Here is a 19,327-nt window from a genome sequence, read left to right as displayed (position 1 = left end):
TCCCATTTACCGCTTCGGCAGCTCGTGATGGCCGCCGAAGGCCTGGCGCATGGCCGACAGCGTCTTGTCCGCGAACAGGGCTTCGCCGCGGGAGGCGAAGCGCTGGAACAGGGCCGCCGACAGCACCGGTGCGGGCACGCCCTCGTCGATGGCGGCGTCCACGGTCCAGCGGCCCTCACCGGAGTCGGAGACCCGGCCGCCGAAGGAGTCGAGATTCGGGTCGGAGTAGAGCTCGGCGGCGGTGAGATCGAGCAGCCAGGACGCCACCACCGATCCGCGCCGCCACACCTCGGCGACCTCGGGGATATCGATGTCGTAGCGGTAGTACTCGGGATGTTCGAGCGGCGTGACTTCGGCGGAATGCTCGTCGTCGCGTTCGTTGCCGACATTCGCTTTGTGCAGGATATTGAGGCCCTCGGCATAGGCGGCCATGGCGCCGTATTCGATCCCGTTGTGCACCATCTTCACGAAATGCCCCGCGCCCGCCGGGCCGCAGTGCAGATAGCCCTGCTCGGCCTGGGACGGAGTGCCGCTGCGGCCGGGTGTGCGGGGTGCGGCGTCCACGCCGGGGGCGATGGATCTCAGCAGCGGATCCAGGTGCGCGACCGGTTCCGGTTCGCCGCCGATCATCAGGCAGAAGCCGCGGTCGAGGCCGAACACGCCGCCCGAGGTGCCGATGTCGATGTAGTGAATCCCCTTGGGCCGCAGCGCGTTCGCGCGGGCGATGTCCTCGTGATAGCGGCTGTTGCCGCCGTCGACGATGATGTCGCCGGGCTCCAGCAGCTCGGCGACATTGTCGATGACCGCGCCCGTCGCACCGGCGGGGATCATCACCCACACCACGCGCGGGGTGTCGAGCATCGCCACGAATTTCTGGAGTTCGGTGCTGCCCTTGAACTTGTCTCCGAGTTCCGCGGCGAGTTCCTCGATGTGTTCGGACTTGCGTTCATATCCGACCGCGGTGTGCCCGTCGCGCACGATCCGGCGCACGATATTCGCGCCCATCCGCCCGAGCCCGATCATCCCCAGCTGCATAGGTGTCGCTCCTCCGCCTCTTTCGAGATCAGATGTTGCGTTCGCTATGACGACGATAGCCCTCGCCGGAAACTTTTCCCGATTCGTGAAATGGGTGTGTAACACCCTGGAACCGGTATCGATAGAACGGGTGGCTCCGTGCTGTTGCCAGACCCCCGACCCGGCAACCGCACGGAGCTCTTTGCGTCTCAGGACTGGTCCGAAATCACCCGCCCGGTATCGTTGCAGCAGGTTTGCTGAAAGCTTGGGAGATGGTTCGTGGCCGGTGGAATTGCTCGTGTTCGCCAACTTCTGAATTCGAAGGCCGGGCGTCGCGCCGGGATCGCGGTGGGTGTGCTGGTGGCCGCCGCGGCGGTCGGATACCTGGTTGATCTGTCTGTTTCGTCCGGAAATGTGCCGCGCGGTACGCAGGTGGCCGGGATCGAGATCGGCGGCGAGGACCGGGCGGCCGCGCGGGCCCGGCTGGAACCCGCGCTCGAACAGCGGGCGACCCATCCGGTCACCGTCCGCTCCGGCGACACCACCACCGACGTCGTGCCGCGGGCCGCCGGACTGGACGTCGACTGGGACGGCACGTGGGACCGGATCGGCGGTCAGCCGCTCAACCCCTTCACCCGGATCGCATCCTTCTTCACCACCCGTGATGTGGAGCCCGCGTCCACCGTCGACGCCGCGGCCCTGGACAAGCAGCTGGAGGCCCTGCGGGCGCACGATCGGCGTCCGGTCGAGGGTGGGATCGCCTTCGAGGGCGCGCGGCCCGTCGCGGTCCGCCCGGTGCCCGGCCTGACCCTCGACGCCCCGGCCGCCCGCGCCACGCTGATCGAGCACTGGGCCGACGGCTCGACGGTGACTCTGCCCATGGTGGAGACCCCGGCCAAGGTGACCGCCGATGCCGTCGACCGCACCGTGCGGATGGTCGCCGAACCGGCCGTGCGCGCCCCGATCACATTCACCGGACAGGGCGGCGACGGCACCGTGGAACCGGCGCAGATCGCGAGCGTGCTCTCCTTCCCGCCGGACGGCCATGGCGGACTGGGCCTTTCAATCAACCGGGAGGCGATGATCGCCATCCTGGCCCCGCAGTTGCAGGCCACGGAGACCAAGCCGCAGGACGCGAGCTTCGACCTGAGCGGTTCCCGCGCCGGTGTGCGGCCCGCGGTGCCCGGGCTGCTGGTCGACTGGGACAAGACACTGGAAGACCTTCCGGCAGTCCTGACTTCGCCCGGTATGCGGGTCAAGCCGGTGACCTACCGGGAGGTGCGGCCCAAGCTGACCACCGAGGAGGCGGGCAAGCTCGGCATCACCGAGGTGATCGGTTCCTTCACCACCGGCGGGTTCAGCGGACCGTCCGGGGTGAACATCGGCGTGGTCGCCCGCAAGGTGAACGGCGCGCTGGTGCGGCCCGGGGAGACGTTCTCGCTCAACGGTTTCACCGGCCCCCGCGGCCTGGCCGAGGGCTACGTGGAGTCCGGCATCATCAACAACGGCCGCCCCGCCAACGCGGTCGGCGGCGGCATCTCGCAGTTCGCCACCACCCTCTACAACGCCGCCTATTTCGCGGGCATGGAGGACGCGGGCCACACCGAGCACAGCTACTACATCTCGCGCTATCCGGCCGCCCGCGAGGCCACCGTCTTCGACGGCGCGATCGACCTGAAGTTCCGCAACAACACCCCGTACGGCGTGATCATCGACGCCACCTCCGACGACTCGACCGTGACCGTCCGCATGTGGAGCACCAAGACCGTCGAGGTCGAATCGATCACCGGGGATCGCTCCAAATACACCGAGCCCCAGACCATCACGCTGCCCGCGGGCAAGGACTGCGTCCCCTCCAGCGGCGGCCCCGGCTTCACCACCTCCGACACCCGCGTGATCCGCGACGCCAAGACGGGCAAGGAGATCTCCCGCAACACCCGCACCGTCAAGTACGACCCGATCCCGGTCGTGCGGTGCCAATAACGACCAACAGCGATGCGGCCCGGAAGAATCCGGACCGCATCGCTGTGTGCTGGGAGTTCGGGGGCGGAGCCCCCGGGACCCTACGTCAGAACGCGGCTTCGTCCAGCTCCATGATGTCGTTGTCGAGGTTCGACAGGACGGTGCGGACCGAGGTCAGCTCGGGCAGCACGTTGCGGGCGAAGAACTGCGCGGTGGCGATCTTGCCGTCGTAGAACTTCTCGGTGGAGCCGGCGTCGAGGGCGTTGATGGCGACCTCGGCCTGCGACAGCAGCAGCCAGCCGATGATCAGGTCACCGACGGCCAGCAGGAAGCGGACCGAACCCAGGCCGACCTTGTAGAGCTCCTTCGGGTCCTGCTGGGCGCCCATCAGGTGCCCGGTCAGGGTGGCGGCCATGCCCTGGACATCCTCGAGGGCGGTGGCGAGCAGCTTGCGCTCGGCCTTCAGGCGGCCGTTGCCACCCTCACGCTCGATGAACTTCTGGATCTGACCGGCCACGTGGGCCAGCGCCACGCCGCGGTCGCGGGCGATCTTGCGGAAGAAGAAGTCCTGCGCCTGGATGGCGGTGGTGCCCTCGTACAGCGAGTCGATCTTGGCGTCGCGGATGTACTGCTCGATCGGGTAGTCCTGCAGGAAGCCGGAGCCACCGAAGGTCTGCAGCGAGTCGGTCAGGTACTGGTAGGCCCGCTCGGAGCCGACACCCTTGACGATCGGGAGCAGCAGGTCGTTGACGCGGAACGCGGTGTCCTTGTCGGCGCCCGAGACCAGCTCGGCGACATCGGCGTTCTGGTGCGCGGCGGTGTACAGGTACACGGCGCGCAGGCCCTCGGCGTACGCCTTCTGCATGGCCAGCGAACGACGCACGTCCGGGTGGTGGGTGATGGTGACGCGCGGGGCGGCCTTGTCGGTCATCTGGGTCAGGTCGGCGCCCTGCACGCGGGTCTTGGCGTAGTCCAGCGCGTTCAGGTAACCGGTCGACAGGGTGGCGATGGCCTTGGTGCCCACCATCATTCGAGCGTTCTCGATGACGTCGAACATCTGCGCGATGCCGTTGTGGACCTCGCCGACCAGCCAGCCCTTGGCGGGCACGCCGTGGCCGCCGAAGGTGACCTCACAGGTGGCCGAGACCTTGATGCCCATCTTGTGCTCGACGTTGGTGACGAACACGCCGTTGCGCTCACCCATGGTGTCGGTGTCGAAGTCGAAGTGGAACTTCGGCACGTAGAACAGCGAGAGACCCTTGGTGCCCGGGCCGGCGCCCTCGGGGCGGGCCAGCACCAGGTGCATGATGTTCTCGAAGAGGTCGTCCGAGTCACCCGAGGTGATGAAGCGCTTGACGCCCTCGATGTGCCAGGAGCCGTCCTCCTGCTGGATCGCCTTGGTGCGGCCGGCGCCGACGTCGGAGCCCGCGTCGGGCTCGGTCAGCACCATGGTGGCGCCCCAGTTGCGGTCGGCGATCTTCTGCGCCCACTGCTTCTGCTCATCGGTGCCGTTGTTGTAGAAGACCTGCGCGAAACCCGCACCGGCGGCGTACATCTGGGCGGCCGGGTTGGCGCCCAGGACCATCTCGCCCAGCGCCCAGCCGACGACGGAGGGGGCGCCCAGGCCACCGAGCTCCTCGCGGACCGGAACCTTGGACCAGCCGCCGTCCTCGAGGGCGCGGTAGGACTTCTTGAAGGACTCGGGGAGGGTGACCGTGTGGGTGTCCGGGTTGAAGACCGGCGGGTTGCGGTCGGCGTCGGCGAAGGACTCGGCCAGCGGGCCCTCGGCCAGGCGACGGACCTCGCTCAGCATTTCCTTGACGGTGTCGGCGTCGAGGTCGCCGTAGGCGCCCGCGTCGAGGAGCTTCTGGATGCCCAGGAACTCGAAGAGGTTGAACTCGAGGTCGCGGACGTTGCTCTTGTAGTGACCCATGGTCGTACTCACTCTCCATTGAGATGGGTGCGGTTCGGTGTGTGCCGTTCCCGCCCGTAAGGTCTCCACCGGGTAGACACCGTAAAGCAGCGCTACTAGCGGGTAACTTATGCGCCATGTTACCGACCGGTAGGGGGCCCGCCAACCCGATCGAGGCCGAATGTGACCGAAAGCACGCGGGTAGCCGGGGGCCGGGGTTGTGTTGAGTCCGTGGGGATCCCGTCGTCGCAGGTGAAAGCCCTGCCGGAGATCGATGCCGGGGCGAGGTGAGGCCCTCGACACAGTCGGCTCCCGGCGGGTGGGCAACCCTCCCGCACACCGCCGGTGTGCCGCGCGAATCCGGTCTGTGACGGTGGTTACGGTGCGTATATGCGGATCGAGACGAGTGCCGGACCGGCGGAGGCGGAGATCGCCAAGCCTGGGCGGAGCAAGCCCGGATTCCTGCTGGTGCTCACCCACGGCTCCGGCGGCGGGGTCGATGCGAAAGATTTGCTGGCGGTGCGGGATTCGGCCGTCGCGCGGGGCGGCGCAGTGGCGCTGGTGACCCAGCCGTATCGGGTCGCGGGGCGGCGCGCGCCCGGCAAGGCCGACGTGCAGGACGCCGCCTGGCTGGAGATCATCGCGGCCCTGCGGAAGAAGGTCCGGGGCGCGCCGCTGATCCAGGGCGGGCGGAGCAATGGCGCGCGGGTCGCGTGCCGGACCGCGCGGGCGGCCGGTGCGCGCGGCGTGGTCGCGCTGTCGTTCCCGCTGCATCCGCCGGGTAAGCCGGAGAAGTCGCGGCGCGAGGAATTGCTCGAGCCCGGCGATATCGAGGTCGTCGTGGTCAATGGCGCGCGCGACCCCTTCGGCATTCCCGACGCCGCCGATGCGGCCGAGGTGCATGTCATTGCGGGACAGGCGCATTCGTATCGCGCCGGGTTCGAGGAGATCGTCGCCGCGATCGAGCCGTGGCTGGAGCGCTGGTCCGCGAACTGAGCGGTTGTGTACCGCCGACCGGGTTCGCCCGCGGGCTCAGCGGGCTTTGCTGAGGTAGGCGAGCAGGTCGTCGACGAGGTCGGTCGGCGTCGCGTGCCCCTTGCCGTTCGCGTCCAGGTGGCCGGAGGAGGCGAGGTCGGCCGCCCCGTGGGCCAGCGCGCGGACCAGGGAGGCCATGCGCTCGGTGTCGCCGCCGGGCAGGCTGCCCGCCTCCTGTGCCAGCCCGACCAGGGCGATCAGCGCGTTCTGGGCATTGCGGCCGGTTTCGGCGAGTTCGGGGGTCTCGTCGGCCCAGTGGCCGAAGACCAGTTTGAAGCGGGCGGGGTGTTCGAGGGCCCACGCGATGTAGCCGTGCAGCACTCCGCGCAGCATCTCGACCGGCTCCGGGCGCTCCTGCACGATGCGCGCGAAATCCGCTGAGCGTTCGGACAATTCGCGCGCGGCGACCGCCGCGAGCAGCGCGTCCTTATTGGCGAAGTGTTTGTAGGGCGCGTTGTGCGAGACGCCCGCGCCGCTGCCGACCTCGCGCAGCGTGACGGCCTCGACCCCGCCGGCGTCGAGCAGGCGGAGGGCGGAATCGAGCAGCACGGTGCGGGTGGACGGCGGCATCGGTCCATCGTAATCACAGGTTGACAGTGTCAACCAGCGCGCCTAGGTTGACACTGTCAACCTCTGGATGGGAGCGGGTATGGACCGGGGAACAACAGCCGTCGTCACGGGCGCGACGAACGGCATCGGGGCAGCGATCGCGCGGCAGCTGGCCGCGGCCGGAGCGGAGGTAGTGCTGGTCGGGCGGGATCCGGGCCGGTTGCGCGCCGCGCGGGAACGGATCACGGCGGCGGTGCCCGACGCCGTACTGCGGGCCGAACTCGCGGACCTCTCGCTGGTCGCGGACGTGCGCGCGCTCGCGGATCGCCTGCGGGACAGCCGGATCGACATCCTGATCAGCAATGCCGCCGTGGTGGCCGACATCGCCGACCGCACCGCCGAGGGCTTGCAGCCGACCCTGGCCACCAATCACCTCGCGCCGTACCTGCTGCTGCGCACCCTGGGTGAGAACCTCGCCGACGCAGGGCGATCCGCGCGACTGGTGGTGGTCGGGGCGTCACCGACCGCCTTGCGCCCGGTGCCCGTCGATCTCGACGATCTGGGATTCCGGAATCCGCGCGCGCTCGGATTCCCGCCCAGTTTCCGGCCTTTCGTGGCCTACGGGCGCACCAAGAACATGAACGCGATGTTCGTGTACAGCCTGGCCGAGCGGCTCGCGGGTAGCGGGGTGACCGTCAACGGCGCGCATCCGGGGATCATCCGGCACACCGGGCTGGGCCGAGAGTCCGCCCGTGGGCTGCTGCGGGTCTTCGGCTGGTCGCAGTGGGTCAATCCGCTGCTGCCCGGTCCCGACGCCGGGGCCGATACGCCGGTCTGGCTGGCCACCGCGCCCGAACTCGAGGGCGTGTCCGGTCGATTCTTCGTGCGCCGCACGGAGGTCGCGACCGCCGCGCACACCACCGATCCGGCCCGCCGCACCCGGTTGTGGGACGAGAGCGCACGGCTCACGGGGCTGACGGTCGATACTGACGAGCCGCGCGCCCGTCAGAACATGTCCAGTGCCGGGGGCTGGGGAACCTCGAGGGCCCGCGGCGCGTCCGGGTCCTCGACCGCCGGACGGGTGGCGACCACCAGGGCGTCGATGGCGTCGCGGTCCTCGGTGGGCCGGTGCACGCGGTCGGCGATCTGGACGCGAATGGCCGGTTCGGCGGCAGCGAGATCGGCGATGATGTCGGCCGGGGTGAAGGTGAGGGCCGGATCCTGTTCGCCGCCATAGCCTTCGGCCAGATTGAGGGTGTCGTTGCCGATGACCAGCAGGGTGCCCTCGGGGGAGAGCATCCCGGCCGCGCGCAGCAGCAGGATGCGACGGTCCTCGGGCGGCAGGTGCAGGAAGGCGACCAGGATCAGTTCGTAGGGGCCGGTGATGCCCGCACGATCCAGATCGGTGACATTGCCGTGCACCCAGCGGATGCGCCCACGCACCGAGCGGGAGAGCCGGGCGGCGACGGTACGGGCCTTGTCGATGCCGGTCTGGGAGAAGTCGACCGCGTCCACCTGCCAGCCGTGGGTGGCGAGCCAGAGCGCGTTGCGGCCCTCGCCGCAGCCCAGGTCCAGCACCCGCGGCAACTCGGGCCGGCCCTCGCCGATCCCGTACCCGCCGACCGGCACCCGGCGCTCCAGCCCGAAGACCTGCTCGACCACCGTGGCGTTCGGGGGCGCGCCCCACACCAGTTCGGTGGCGGAGTAGTGCTCGTCCCATGCGGCGGCATCCATGGGAACGAGTTTAGAAGTCGCGCGCGGAGACGACGCCGCCCGCGAACGCGGGGCGTTCGCGGGCGGCAGGTCGAGCGGGGGAGAGTCCCGAGAGTGGGGTTCCGCTAGAGCGTCGTGTGCATCAGCAGCACGTTGTACTGGCTGTGGACGGTGGTGAGGAAGTACAGGTCGCGCCCGGTCTGGTACGGGAAGATGTAGGGCGCGTACGCGGTCGGGAGTTCGCGGGTGTCGATGAGCACCGACGGCGGGCTCCACGGCCCCTCCGGGCTGGGCGAGGTGTACATGACGACCGAGTTCCACGGGTCGGTGGTGAGCATGATGTATTGCCCGAGGTAGTCGTTCCACATCACCGACATCTCGGAGACGCCGCCGCCCACCACCGGCTGCGCGGCATTGACGTCCTTCTGCCACCGGCCGCCGTCCCAATACTCGTAGGCGCCGAGATCAGTGGCGGCGCCCTCCGGGACGCGGGCCACGTAGGCCGGATGGTTGCGCCCGGAGTCGGTGCCGAAGTCGTACAGGAAGCCGCCGCGCTTGACGAAGGCGTTCATCTGGAAGTTGGAGTTGCCGCCGTCGTCGGCGCGGCGGGTGGCGGGCAGTTCGACCCAGTTCTCGCCGTTGTCGCCGGAGACCGCGAGGCTGGAGTAGTTGGTGGTCCACTGGCCCACGTCGTCCCAGCTCTTCACCGACATCAGGCTCATGATCTGGGTGCCGCCGACCGAGATGGCCGCGGTGGGAATGCGGCTGATCTCGATGAAGGGGATCTTGGGGCTCGGGATCAGGTCGCGGGCCTGGCCGAAGATATCGCGCACCACCGAGTCGAAGTAGATGCCGTTGGACGGGTCCTGGGTGTGCGAGCGGACCAGGATATTGGAACGCCAGGCCCAGGTGCTGCCGACCAGCAGGTTCGGCAGGCCCAGGCCGGCGGTGTCACCGAAGGCGGTCAGCAGTTCGCCGTTGCCGTTGTCCCACATGATGCCCAGGTCGGTGCCGAGCACGTTGTAGGCCTGGGTGTTGTTGGGGCTCGCCATGCCGGTGACCTGGAAGACGGCCTTGGTGCGGCCGGGCAGCTGTGGCAAACCGTTGGTGCCGTTGAGCACGGGAATCGGATTGATGGCGTTGGGGTTCGCTGCGGCCGGTGATGTCATCGCCAGGAGCAAGGCCGTGGCACCGGCCACGGCGGACAGCAGCAGCGGAGCGGTCTTGGTCAATTGCGTGCGTCCTCCGGGTCTCGCCGAATAATGCGCGGACCAAACGGTATGTGGCGGACCGCACAATGCGTTCGACTCGTTGGCAAAGTGTGAAAATGCTAACAGTGATCGCGAGTCGATCGTGACTGCACACCAGTGTGTTTGCCGTGAATTGGCTTACTTTCCATTCCTATCACGTCCGAGGGCCTGTCGAACGATAAGGGGCAGCTGGGTGGCGCGTTCGATGGACAAAGTCCGGCGCACCGAAGTTTGCCACGTGCGGTCGAACATCTTCTTGGCGGCCGCGACCGCGTGCGGGGAGCGCGCCGCGATCCGATCGGCCAGCTGCTCCGCGGCCGCGAGCGGGTCCGCGGACACCTCGGTGACCAGACCGATGCGCTCGGCGTAGGCGGCGTCGACCAGGTCGGCGGTCATGGTCAGCAGCAGCGCCTGATCGATGCCGATGAGCCGCGACAACGTGGCCGCGCCGGTCATGTCGGGGATCAGGCCGTGCTTGGCCTCCATCACCGAGAACTCCGAATCCGGTGTGACGAACCGGAAGTCGGCGGCCAGCGCGAGCTGCAGTCCGCCGCCGTAGCAACGACCGTGCACCACCGCGATCACCGGCTGCGGCAGCCGCCGCCATGCCCAGCACGCCTCCTGGAAGGTGTTGGTGCCGCGCCACGGCAGCGGGACGAAGTTGCGGACCACGTCGAGCGGATTGCCCATCGCCTTGGCGACGTCCAGCCCGGAGCTGAAGCTGGGCCCGTTGCCGGACAGGATGACCGCGCGCACGTCCGATCGCTTCCCGATCACGCCCGCCACCCGGACCAGCTCGTTCAGCATGTCGATGGTCAGGCCGTTGTGCTTGTCCGGCCGGTCGAGGGCCACATACGCCCGGTCGCCGGCGATGGTCAGGGAAACGTTGTGGCTCACGGTCATTCCTTATCCGAGCTGGTCCAGGAGCAGTCGCGCACAGCCGGCCGGATCGTCGGAGAACGGCGTGTGGCCGCTGCCGTGCAGGGTGACGTGCCGCGCACCGGGCAGCAGCGCGCGGGCGCGGCGGGCCTGGGTGGCGTACGTGAGCAGAATGTCACGATTGCCCCAGGCGATGGTGACCGGGACATCGGCCAGGGCGGCCGGATCGGGGAGCTGGAAGTCGGTGAAGGAGGCCAGCGCGGCGTCGAAGCCCTCCGCGCCGAGCAGGCCCTCGACGGTTTGCGTCGACACCCGGGTGTCGAGCTGCCAGGGCTTGCCGAACACCAGGCCGAGCGTGGCGGACCGGCCCACGGTGTTGCCGAGCACGGCGGGCACGGCCGGGCGCAGCGCGGTGAGCAGCTGTTTCGCACGCCCGAGCGCCTGCTGGCACCAGATTCGGCCGGATGTGTCCCAGAATCCGATGGGGGAGAAGGCGGTGGCCGAGCGGGCCAGGCCCCGCGCGGCCAGGTCCAGGACGATGCCGCCGCCCATCGAATTGCCCGCCAGATGTGGATTCTCGACCCCCTCGGCGTTGAGGAATTCGGCGAGCGTGTCGGCGAGGGTGGTGACGGTGGTGTCGGCGAGTGGCTCGCTGCCGCCGAAGCCGGGCAGGTCCACGGCGATCACGTCGAAGGATTCGGCCAGCGTGCCGATGATCGGCTCCCACACCTCCCAGCGGCTGCCGACGCCGTGCACCAGCACGAGCGGCTCGCCGCTGCCGGTCCGGTAATGGTTCAACGTGGTCATCTGTCACTCCCCAGGCCGCGATCGCTGATGTCACCCTACAGTTGTTGACGCGTCGCCAACAGGCTGGAAAACGGGCCTCCAGCGGTACGATAAAAGGTATGGCAACCCGGAAAGTGACCCTGTCGCTGGACGAAGCCGCCTGGTCATATGCCCAGGACGCTGCCGCCCGCGCGGGCATGTCGCCGTCGGCGTGGATCTCCCGCGCCGCACGCCGCGAAGCCGTGCGGCTGGGGTGCGGCCCGGCATCGGATCCGGTCGACCTCGCCGCCGACGACGAGGCGGAAATGCTGGCCGCCGAGAAGGAGCTGCGTGCGCAGGGGTGAACTCTGGGTCTACCACCCGCACGGCACCACCCGCACCCGCACCATCGTTCTCATCTCCAGTGACGGCATCAACGAGTCGCCGCGGCCCTGGCTGATCGCGGCCGAGGTCGAGGCCGCCGATCCGCAGGACATCCTCGCGGTCCCGATTCCCGGCCACGGCTGGGTGCACGCCGGCAATCTGGGCCGCATCTATCGCGGCTGGCTGGCCGAGCGGGTCGCCGAGGTGGACACCGAGACGGCCGAGCGAATCGACACAGCGCTGCGCGCCGCGATGGATCTGTGAGAAGGTGCCAGGCGTATTTCTCCCATCGAATCATGAGAGTCGAGGCACCGGTGCGTCTTTCTCTGAGCGGCACAGGCCTGATGGCTGCCGCGCTTGTCGCCCTTCCCCTGCTGGCCGGCTGCGGCGGCGGCGACAAGCCCGCCGACGTCAGCCAGACGGACGTCTCCAAGGCGTTGCAGGACGGCGGCCTCAAGGACACCAAGCTCGCCGACTGCGCCGCCAAAGTCTATGTGGATCAGGGTATTTCGCAGGACGGCCTGCGCATCATGATCAAGAACGACGCCAAGTCGGCGGCCGCCACCGATCCGGAGTCGCTCGGCATGAGCAAGGAGGACGCGGAGAAGGCGCGCGCGGCCACCAACAAGATCGTGACCGACTGCCTCAAGCAGCAGTAGCGGGTGTCTCCCCGGCGGCTCCGGCCGCCAGGGGCCTTGGCGGCCTGCGGTTTCCGCGCCGCCCTTGTTAACTCTCCGGTGCCGGTGTGCAATTTCTGAATCGACCGGGATCGACCCGGCATCCGGGAGGGATCACATCATGCGGAAATCCGTCGTCGTGGTGGCGCTGCTCGCGCTGCCCCTACTGTCCGCCTGCGCCAACAGTCAGCAGGCGGCCACGCCCACGCCCACGCCCGCGGGTGTGCCGACGTCCGTGGCGCCGACCAGCGGGTCCGGCCTGCCCACCACCCTCCCGTCCGGCCTGCCCACGCTCCCCTCCGGGGTGACCCTCCCGTCCTCGATCGCGGCGACGCCGGGCGCGCTCGGCGCGCTGACCGCCGCCGAGATCTCGAAAGCCTTGCAGGACAAGGGCAAACTCAACCAGCAGACCGCCGACTGCGTGGCCGGGATCTACATCCAGGAAGGCCTGTCGGACAGCGGCATCCAGAAGATCATCGAGAGCGCCAACGGCGCCAACCCCACCAAGGTGAACCTCGGCACCGAGGATCTGCTCAAGGCGGGCAAGGCCGGCAAGCGGATCGCCACCGAATGCACCAAGTAGGGCCCTGACATGCGACAAGCCCCGCCCGAATCGGGCGGGGCTTGTCGTCGGAGCCGGTGACGGGAATCGAACCCGCAATTCGACCTTGGGAAGGTAGCGTGTTGCCACTACACCACACCGGCACGGTCCTGCTTGCGCACGCGACTCTATCAGACCACTTCTCCGCCGGTGCAAATTCACGGGCCCGGGCCGCCGGGGTTTCGAGGCTGCGGTGTTGTGGGCGTCCAGCCCCCGCCCATCACCCGTGTCGGCGCGACGCGCCGAAGATCGCGTAGCTCTTTCGCCGAAGCACCGAGTTCCGTGCGCGGCCGGTCCTACACTGACCCGCAGGGTCGAAAACCCGTCCACCACTGGAAGTTTGGATGCGCTGAACGTTAGCTGGCGCTGGTTCGGTGCTCCTGCTCGGCGGTCGAGGAGGACGTATGACCGCGGTGCCCGCTCGTGAGGTTCCCGAGCTCGAACCCGTGCGGCCGTTTCCACGTCGGAAGAGCCCGCAGGGCTCATACCTGTGGAAGGCCATCACCACCACCGATCCCAAGATGCTCGGGAACATGTATCTGTTCACGGCCATGGCGTTCTTCCTGATCGGCGGCCTGATGGCGCTGCTGATGCGGGCGGAGCTGGCCCGGCCGGGCATGCAGTTCCTGACCCCGGAACAGTTCAATCAGCTGTTCACCATGCACGGCACCATCATGCTGCTGTTCTACGCGACCCCGATCGTGTTCGGCTTCGCCAACGCGGTGCTGCCGCTGCAGATCGGCGCGCCGGACGTGGCGTTCCCGCGGTTGAACGCGCTCAGCTACTGGCTGTACCTGTTCGGGGCGCTCATGGCCACCGCCGGATTCATCACCCCCGGCGGCGCGGCCGACTTCGGCTGGACCGCCTACACCCCGCTCAGCCTGGCCGAACACGCGCCGGGCATGGGCGCGGACCTGTGGATCATGGGCGTGGCGGTGTCCGGCGTCGGTACCATCCTGGGCGGCGTCAATATGGTCACCACGATCGTGTGCCTGCGCTGCCCGGGCATGACCATGTGGCGGATGCCCATCTTCACCTGGAACATCCTGGTCACCAGTGTGCTTGTGCTGCTGGCGTTTCCGATTCTGACCGCCGCGCTGATGGGGCTGGAGTTCGATCGGCACCTGGGCGGGCACGTCTTCGACTCGGCCAACGGCGGGGCCATCCTCTATCAGCATCTGTTCTGGTTCTTCGGGCATCCCGAGGTCTATATCGTGGCGCTGCCGTTCTTCGGGATCGTGACCGAGATCTTCCCGGTGTTCAGCCGCAAGCCGCTGTTCGGCTACACCACCCTGGTGTACGCGACGCTGGCCATCGGCGCGCTGTCGATCGCGGTGTGGGCGCACCACATGTACGCGACGGGATCGGTGCTGCTGCCGTTCTTCTCGTTCATGACGTTCCTGATCGCGGTGCCGACGGGGGTGAAGTTCTTCAACTGGATCGGCACCATGTGGCGCGGTCAGCTGACCTTCGAGACACCCATGCTGTTCTCGGTCGGCTTCCTGGTGACGTTCCTGTTCGGCGGGCTGTCCGGCGTCATCCTGGCCTCGCCGCCGCTGGACTTCCATGTGTCGGACTCGTATTTCGTTGTGGCGCACTTCCATTACGTGCTGTTCGGAACCATCGTGTTCGCCACCTTCGCGGGCATCTACTTCTGGTTCCCCAAGATGACGGGGCGGATGCTCGACGAACGGCTCGGCAAGCTGCACTTCTGGACCACGTTCCTCGGCTTCCACACCACCTTCCTGGTGCAGCACTGGCTGGGGAACGAGGGCATGCCGCGGCGCTACGCGGACTATCTGCCGAGCGACGGATTCACCACGCTCAACACCATTTCGACGGTCGGCTCGTTCATCCTCGGGTTCTCGATGGTCACGTTCGTCTGGAACGTCTTCAAGTCCTACCGCTACGGCGAACTGGCGACGGTGGACGACCCGTGGGGTTACGGCAACTCCCTGGAGTGGGCCACCACCTGCCCGCCGCCCCGGCACAACTTCTACGAGCTGCCCCGAATCCGCTCCGAGCGCCCCGCCTTCGAGCTGCACTACCCGCACATGGTGCCGCGCATGCGCGCGGAGGCCCACGCCACCTGGGGTCTGCGCAAGCCGAAGCAGGTCATCGAGGCCGGGCCAGTCGACTCGCCGACCGATCATTGACATACGCTCTTGCGCGTGCTGCTTAGTGATCGCGACATCCGCAAGGAAATCGCCAACGGTCGTCTCGGGCTCGATCCGTTCGACGAGAAGCTGGTGCAGCCGTCGAGCATCGATGTGCGGCTGGACAGCTTGTTCCGGGTGTTCAACAACACCCGCTACACCCATATCGACCCGGCGCAGCGGCAGGATGAGCTGACCTCGCTGGTCGAGCCCGCCGAAGGCGAGCCGTTCGTGCTGCACCCGGGTGAGTTCGTGCTCGGCTCCACGCTCGAGGTGTGCTCGCTGCCCGACGATCTGGCCGGGCGGCTGGAGGGCAAGTCCAGCCTGGGACGGCTCGGGCTGCTGACCCACTCGACCGCCGGGTTCATCGACCCGGGGTTCAGCGGGCACATCACCCTGGAGCTGTCGAACGTCGCGAACCTGCCGATCACGCTGTGGCCGGGTATGAAGATCGGCCAGTTGTGCCTGTTCCGGCTCACCAGTCCGGCCGAGCACCCGTACGGCAGCGCCACCGTGGGCTCCAAGTACCAGGGACAGCGCGGGCCGACGCCGTCGAAGGCCTACCTGAACTTCGGCGCCCGGCAGTGAGCCACGGACCCCGGCGCGCGTGAGTTGTATTACGGGGTAGCCGGTTCGGCCGGGCGTCCGGCGGAAATCGGCCGCTGCCTGGACAGTTGACCGTCATGGAATGGCGCTATTACGCCGTCCGCTGGGCGGGTTCGCCGGGTGTACGGATGGCCCGGCACGTCGTAAGGTGGCGACGACAGGTAGGTGTGAACGAGATGGGCTGGCGATGAGTTCGGTGCTGGGAGTGTCGGTGGGGGCGGGCGCGGTTCGCGTCGCACGTCCGTACACCGGTGAATCCGCCGAGCCCACCAGGAATTTCGCCGCCCCGCCCGCGCCCGGATACGGCCGGGCCCGTAGCGGATTCGACGGTCCCCCCGACGCGTTCGACGTGCAGGCCGTGCCGGTCGGCGAACGCCGGGTCGACGAGCTGGTCGCCGACGCGGTCGGAGCGGTGCTGGCCGCCGACTCCCGGATCAGCGCCACCGCCATCGCCTACCGCGACGAGAACCACGCGCGCGCCATCCGCGCCGAGCTGGCGCGGCGGCAGTTCACCAACTACGAGCTGGTGCCGGATGTGGTGGCGGCCCTGGAGTTCCTCGAATACTCCGGCGAGCTACGGCCCCACCTCCCTGGGCCGGGTTTCGGCACCGTCGCGCTCTACGACCTAGGTGCGTCCGGCCTGTCCGTGACGGTGGTCGACATCGGCACCCGCCAGGTCTGCTTCACCGAGCGCACCAGCGATATCAGCGGCGACTACCTGGACGCGCTCATCCGCGAACAGCAGATCGCCTCCGGGCGCATCGCCCATCCGCCGGATCACACCGGCCTCACCGCCCTGGACAAGCTGTGCCGCGAGGCCAAGGAACAGCTCTCCGGCAGCAGCGCGGTGGCTCTGCCGTCCACCGAGGGGCTGGTCCTGCTGTCGCAGGAGAACTTCGAGGCCCTCATCATGCTGGCCGTCGAATCCTCCGCGCGCATGACCCGCGATGTCATCCTGCGCTCCGAGCAGCCCGTGCAGGCCGTCGCCCTGCTCGGCGGCTGCGCCCAGATTCCGCTGGTGGCAAAGGTTCTGCGGCGCTGGCTGGGTGTCCCGGTGATCGTGCCCGCCGCGCCCGAGACCGTGGTGACCCGCGGCGCCGCCATGCTGGCCCGCCCGGTCATGCCACGCCCGGCCCCCGCGCCGTTCCCGGCCGCGCCGCGCGAGGAGGTCGCGCCGCGGCCCGCCGAGCCCGCCCCGGCCCGGCCGCTGGTTGCGGGTCCGGCCGACGGCCCGGGCCGCCGCCGCGAGGTCAGCCTCGCCGGTGTCGCCGTGGGCGCGCTGGTCGTGGTGGCCGCCATCGGTATCACCTTGGGCTGGGGAACCCAAGTGCTGAGCCACGATTCGCAGCGCCAGGACGCGGTCACCAGCTCGGTGCCGACCAGCACCACCCGCCCGAGCGAACCGGCCACCGTCGCCCCGAGCACCACCGACGCCACCAACGAGGCGCTGGCCGGGCCGCCGCAGCCGCAGAACACGACCACCACCACCGAGGCCCCCACCACCACGGTCGGCCCCAACACCATCACGCTCATCCCCGGCCTCCCACCGGTGATCGTGCCCACCCTGCCGCCGCTCTTCCAGCCGGCTCCCGCGCAACAGCAGCAAGCGCGCTGACGCACAGGTAGACCAGCCCGCCCCGGAGCGCGGCGGAGGGGCACATGCAACACCGAGTCCGCCCCCGTCGACTGCCAGGAGAGGGCGGACCCGGTGGTTCCGGCGCGAGGCGCGCCGGTGCGAGGAAAGGCTGCGTTCAATCCTCGCTTCCCGTTCCCACCGCCAGAGCTGTCGTGATGATCGCCGACAGGGGTGGGAGTTTGGAGTCTCGGGCGGGCGGGCGTACCCAGTGGCAGCCCTCGCGGGTCCAGCGGCCGAGGCCGGTGGGGAGCATGACCGCGCTGCCGACCGTCGGAATGCCGATGTCGAGGCGGTCCAGCACCTCCATGATCTGGGCGCCGGGGCGCGAATCCGGTTCGGCCAGAAAGCTCCAGCGAATCTGGCGTGCCAGCATGGGGCCGTCGGCCCGGCGCTGTTGCAGTGCGCTGCGGACCTTTTCGGCTCGGGCGACCGGTAGGTGCACGACCGCGACCTGCGTGGTGACGGGGAGCATGACGAATCCGCCGCGTTCGATGACCGGCAGCCCGAACTCGTGCCGGTAGTAGGAGACCCAGTCGTCGACTGTTCTGAGCTTGTCCGCGTTCACTTCCCCGCCTCCTTCCCCTGGTCACCAGGGTCGCGCGCCGGAGCCGGATGGGAAAACGCCCGCACACTCGCCTTCCACTGCCTTTCCGCCGCCACTATTGCGGCTACGTATAAAGCCTGGTACCAGCTAGGTTTCGGCTGTGGCCGCGGCCAGTTTCCGCTCGTACCCTGGAGTTCGGAGTTCGTTCGGAAGGGATGGCACCGTGGTACGGCACTGGTCAGGCAAAGAGGCCCGTGCCCTCCGTGATGCCAAACGCATGAGTATCCGGGAGTTCGCCGCCCACTTGGGCGTGCACGAGCGACTGGTCTCGAAGTGGGAGGCCGGGGGCGATCGGGTGCATCCCCGCCCCGTCAATCAGGCCGCCCTCGATACATCCCTTGCCAGGTCCGACGATGTGGTGCGGGCACGGTTCGCGGCCTTGATCGACCAGCCCTCGAGTGGCCCCGCCGTTCCCGGTTTCGATGTGCGCCAAGGCGGTTCCGAGCTGTGGAGCGGCATACCGGCGCAGGCCAGTTATTCCAGCGACGCGGAACTGCTGGCACTCGTCGACACGGGTGCGATGAGGGGCGATGCGTTAGCGGCGATTTCGGAGAGGGACTTGATCATGGCGGCTGCCCATGAAGCCAGCGAGCACGCCGGCCGGGCCGAGGGCACCAATGTGGGTGCCACCCTGCTGGAACAGCTCGATGCCGATGTCACGCGCATCGCCAACGACTACGTGCACATGCCTCCGGTGCCGATGATGGTGGAGATGTTGCGGGTCCGGCGGCGCGTGTACCGGTTGCTGGAAGGCCATCAGCGGCCGTCGGATACGGCGCATTTGTATCTGTTGGCGGGAACATTGTCCGGGCTGCTGGCGAATGCCAGTACGGATCTGGGCTATTTCGACGCGGCCGGTGAACAGGCCAGGGCCGCATGGGCTTACGCCGAACTGTGCGAGCACAATCCGCTGCGCGCCTGGACCCGCGGCATGCAGGCGCTCATCGAGTACCGCTCCGAACGCCCGCGCCGCGCGGTGCTGCTGGCCCAGAGCGGCCAGCGCTACACCGAATCCGCGACCTCGAAGGTGCGGCTGCTGAACATCGAGGCCCGCATCTGGTCGCGGCTGGGCAGCGCCGCCGACACCGAACGCTGCATCCGCGCCGCCGACGAGGCCCGCGACGGCGATTCCAGCGACACCCTGCACGATGACGTCGGCGGCGTCTTCGGCTTCAACCAGCCCAAGAGCCACTATTACGCGGGCGCCACCTACATCCATCTGGGCCAGGCCGAACCCGCGCTGGACGCCACCCGCCGCGCCATCGACCTGTATGTGAACGGACCCACCGACAAGCGCTCCTACGGCGCGGAGTCGCTGGCCCGGGTCGACAACGCCGCCGCGCACCTGATCAACGGCAGCCTGGACGGCGCGGCCGCCGCCCTCGAACCGGTGCTCGAACTGGACGAGGACAAACGCATCGCCCAACTCGAGGAACGCCTGTCCGTCCTCCGCCGGCGCCTCGCCAGCCCGGAGTTCCGCGCCGCGGGCGAGGCACAGGATCTGGACGAGAGAATCGAGGAGTTCTGCGGCTCCACCGCCGCCCGCAGCGTGTTGCCGCCCGATACCTCGCGCTGAAAAAAGCT

General features: G+C 68.6%; 18 protein-coding genes, 1 tRNA gene and 1 pseudogene. 11 read left to right on the top strand and 9 right to left on the bottom strand.

From position 1 onward, the window contains the following. Positions 1–6: 6 nt before the first annotated feature. Positions 7–1,035 (bottom strand): phosphogluconate dehydrogenase (NAD(+)-dependent, decarboxylating), encoded by a 1,029-nt coding sequence (gene gnd, locus ACQPYY_RS32890; protein WP_433592151.1) that lies wholly within the window; start codon positions 1,033–1,035, stop codon positions 7–9. A 258-nt stretch (positions 1,036–1,293) separates the two neighbouring features. On the opposite strand from gnd, the gene ACQPYY_RS32885 reads away from it, so the two are divergent. Further along, on the top strand, positions 1,294–2,997 hold the full coding sequence (locus ACQPYY_RS32885; protein ID WP_433592150.1) for a VanW family protein: 1,704 nt from the start codon (positions 1,294–1,296) through the stop codon (positions 2,995–2,997). Between the two features lie 85 nt (positions 2,998–3,082). Here the strand turns inward: ACQPYY_RS32885 and ACQPYY_RS32880 are convergent, their stop codons facing one another. Further along, positions 3,083–4,909, bottom strand: coding sequence for an acyl-CoA dehydrogenase (locus ACQPYY_RS32880; protein WP_379102566.1), 1,827 nt, complete (start codon positions 4,907–4,909; stop codon positions 3,083–3,085). Between the two features lie 369 nt (positions 4,910–5,278). Between ACQPYY_RS32880 and ACQPYY_RS32875 the strand changes: the two genes are divergently transcribed. Continuing rightward, complete coding sequence (locus tag ACQPYY_RS32875; protein ID WP_433592149.1) at positions 5,279–5,884, top strand: alpha/beta hydrolase family protein; 606 nt, start codon at positions 5,279–5,281, stop codon at positions 5,882–5,884. A 36-nt stretch (positions 5,885–5,920) separates the two neighbouring features. On the opposite strand, the gene ACQPYY_RS32870 is transcribed toward ACQPYY_RS32875, so the two are convergent. Continuing rightward, positions 5,921–6,493, bottom strand: coding sequence for a TetR/AcrR family transcriptional regulator (locus ACQPYY_RS32870; protein WP_433592148.1), 573 nt, complete (start codon positions 6,491–6,493; stop codon positions 5,921–5,923). A 67-nt stretch (positions 6,494–6,560) separates the two neighbouring features. On the opposite strand from ACQPYY_RS32870, the pseudogene ACQPYY_RS32865 reads away from it, so the two are divergent. Continuing rightward, positions 6,561–7,118, top strand: a pseudogene (locus tag ACQPYY_RS32865) (SDR family NAD(P)-dependent oxidoreductase); the annotation flags it as partial. A 359-nt stretch (positions 7,119–7,477) separates the two neighbouring features. On the opposite strand, the gene ACQPYY_RS32860 reads toward ACQPYY_RS32865, so the two are convergent. The 4 genes from ACQPYY_RS32860 to ACQPYY_RS32845 all read right to left on the bottom strand — a co-directional run bounded on the left by ACQPYY_RS32860 (position 7,478) and on the right by ACQPYY_RS32845 (position 11,121). Then, the gene (locus ACQPYY_RS32860; protein WP_379102556.1) at positions 7,478–8,206 is read right to left on the bottom strand and encodes a class I SAM-dependent methyltransferase; all 729 of its coding nucleotides are present in this window, start codon (positions 8,204–8,206) and stop codon (positions 7,478–7,480) included. Positions 8,207–8,310: 104 nt separating this feature from the next. Continuing rightward, entirely contained in the window at positions 8,311–9,417 is a 1,107-nt protein-coding gene (locus tag ACQPYY_RS32855; protein ID WP_379102554.1) for a DUF4185 domain-containing protein, read from the bottom strand. Between the two features lie 156 nt (positions 9,418–9,573). Next, a complete protein-coding gene (locus tag ACQPYY_RS32850; protein WP_433592147.1) occupies positions 9,574–10,332 on the bottom strand; it encodes a crotonase/enoyl-CoA hydratase family protein in 759 nt (252 codons plus the stop codon). A 9-nt stretch (positions 10,333–10,341) separates the two neighbouring features. Further along, positions 10,342–11,121, bottom strand: coding sequence for an alpha/beta fold hydrolase (locus ACQPYY_RS32845; protein WP_433592146.1), 780 nt, complete (start codon positions 11,119–11,121; stop codon positions 10,342–10,344). A gap of 98 nt (positions 11,122–11,219) precedes the next feature. Between ACQPYY_RS32845 and ACQPYY_RS32840 the strand changes: the two genes are divergently transcribed. From ACQPYY_RS32840 to ACQPYY_RS32825, 4 genes are all read left to right on the top strand, one after another. Further along, entirely contained in the window at positions 11,220–11,444 is a 225-nt protein-coding gene (locus ACQPYY_RS32840) for a hypothetical protein (protein WP_433592145.1), read from the top strand. Next, positions 11,431–11,727, top strand: coding sequence for a hypothetical protein (locus tag ACQPYY_RS32835; RefSeq protein WP_379102546.1), 297 nt, complete (start codon positions 11,431–11,433; stop codon positions 11,725–11,727). The genes ACQPYY_RS32840 and ACQPYY_RS32835 overlap by 14 nt, the downstream gene beginning before the upstream one ends. Positions 11,728–11,759: 32 nt before the next feature. Next, positions 11,760–12,122 (top strand): hypothetical protein, encoded by a 363-nt coding sequence (locus ACQPYY_RS32830; protein ID WP_379102544.1) that lies wholly within the window; start codon positions 11,760–11,762, stop codon positions 12,120–12,122. 139 nt (positions 12,123–12,261) lie between these two features. After that, positions 12,262–12,723 carry a hypothetical protein gene (locus ACQPYY_RS32825; RefSeq protein ID WP_433592144.1) on the top strand — a complete coding sequence of 154 codons (462 nt, stop codon included), beginning with the start codon at positions 12,262–12,264 and terminating at the stop codon, positions 12,721–12,723. 51 nt (positions 12,724–12,774) lie between these two features. Here the strand turns inward: ACQPYY_RS32825 and ACQPYY_RS32820 are convergent. Then, positions 12,775–12,845 (bottom strand) — tRNA-Gly (locus ACQPYY_RS32820). Positions 12,846–13,145: 300 nt separating this feature from the next. Between ACQPYY_RS32820 and ctaD the strand changes: the two genes are divergently transcribed. From ctaD to ACQPYY_RS32805, 3 genes are all read left to right on the top strand, one after another. Then, positions 13,146–14,897, top strand: a complete 1,752-nt coding sequence (gene ctaD / locus ACQPYY_RS32815) for an aa3-type cytochrome oxidase subunit I (RefSeq protein ID WP_379102540.1) — start codon at positions 13,146–13,148, stop codon at positions 14,895–14,897. Positions 14,898–14,912: 15 nt separating this feature from the next. Then, positions 14,913–15,485 (top strand): dCTP deaminase, encoded by a 573-nt coding sequence (gene dcd / locus ACQPYY_RS32810; protein ID WP_379102538.1) that lies wholly within the window; start codon positions 14,913–14,915, stop codon positions 15,483–15,485. Positions 15,486–15,690: 205 nt separating this feature from the next. Further along, positions 15,691–17,118: an Hsp70 family protein gene (locus ACQPYY_RS32805; protein WP_379102535.1), complete on the top strand. Its 1,428-nt coding sequence runs from the start codon at positions 15,691–15,693 to the stop codon at positions 17,116–17,118. Between the two features lie 136 nt (positions 17,119–17,254). Here ACQPYY_RS32805 and ACQPYY_RS32800 read toward each other — a convergent pair whose 3' ends face one another. Beyond that, a complete protein-coding gene (locus ACQPYY_RS32800) occupies positions 17,255–17,704 on the bottom strand; it encodes a hypothetical protein (RefSeq protein WP_379102533.1) in 450 nt (149 codons plus the stop codon). Positions 17,705–18,308: 604 nt separating this feature from the next. Here ACQPYY_RS32800 and ACQPYY_RS32795 point away from each other — a divergent pair. After that, entirely contained in the window at positions 18,309–19,319 is a 1,011-nt protein-coding gene (locus ACQPYY_RS32795; protein ID WP_433592143.1) for an ABC transporter C-terminal domain-containing protein, read from the top strand. Positions 19,320–19,327: the final 8 nt, after the last annotated feature.

Source organism: Nocardia sp. CA-145437, from assembly GCF_050956485.1.
GTDB lineage: Bacteria > Actinomycetota > Actinomycetes > Mycobacteriales > Mycobacteriaceae > Nocardia.
This window is presented reverse-complemented; position numbering and strand designations above follow the sequence as displayed.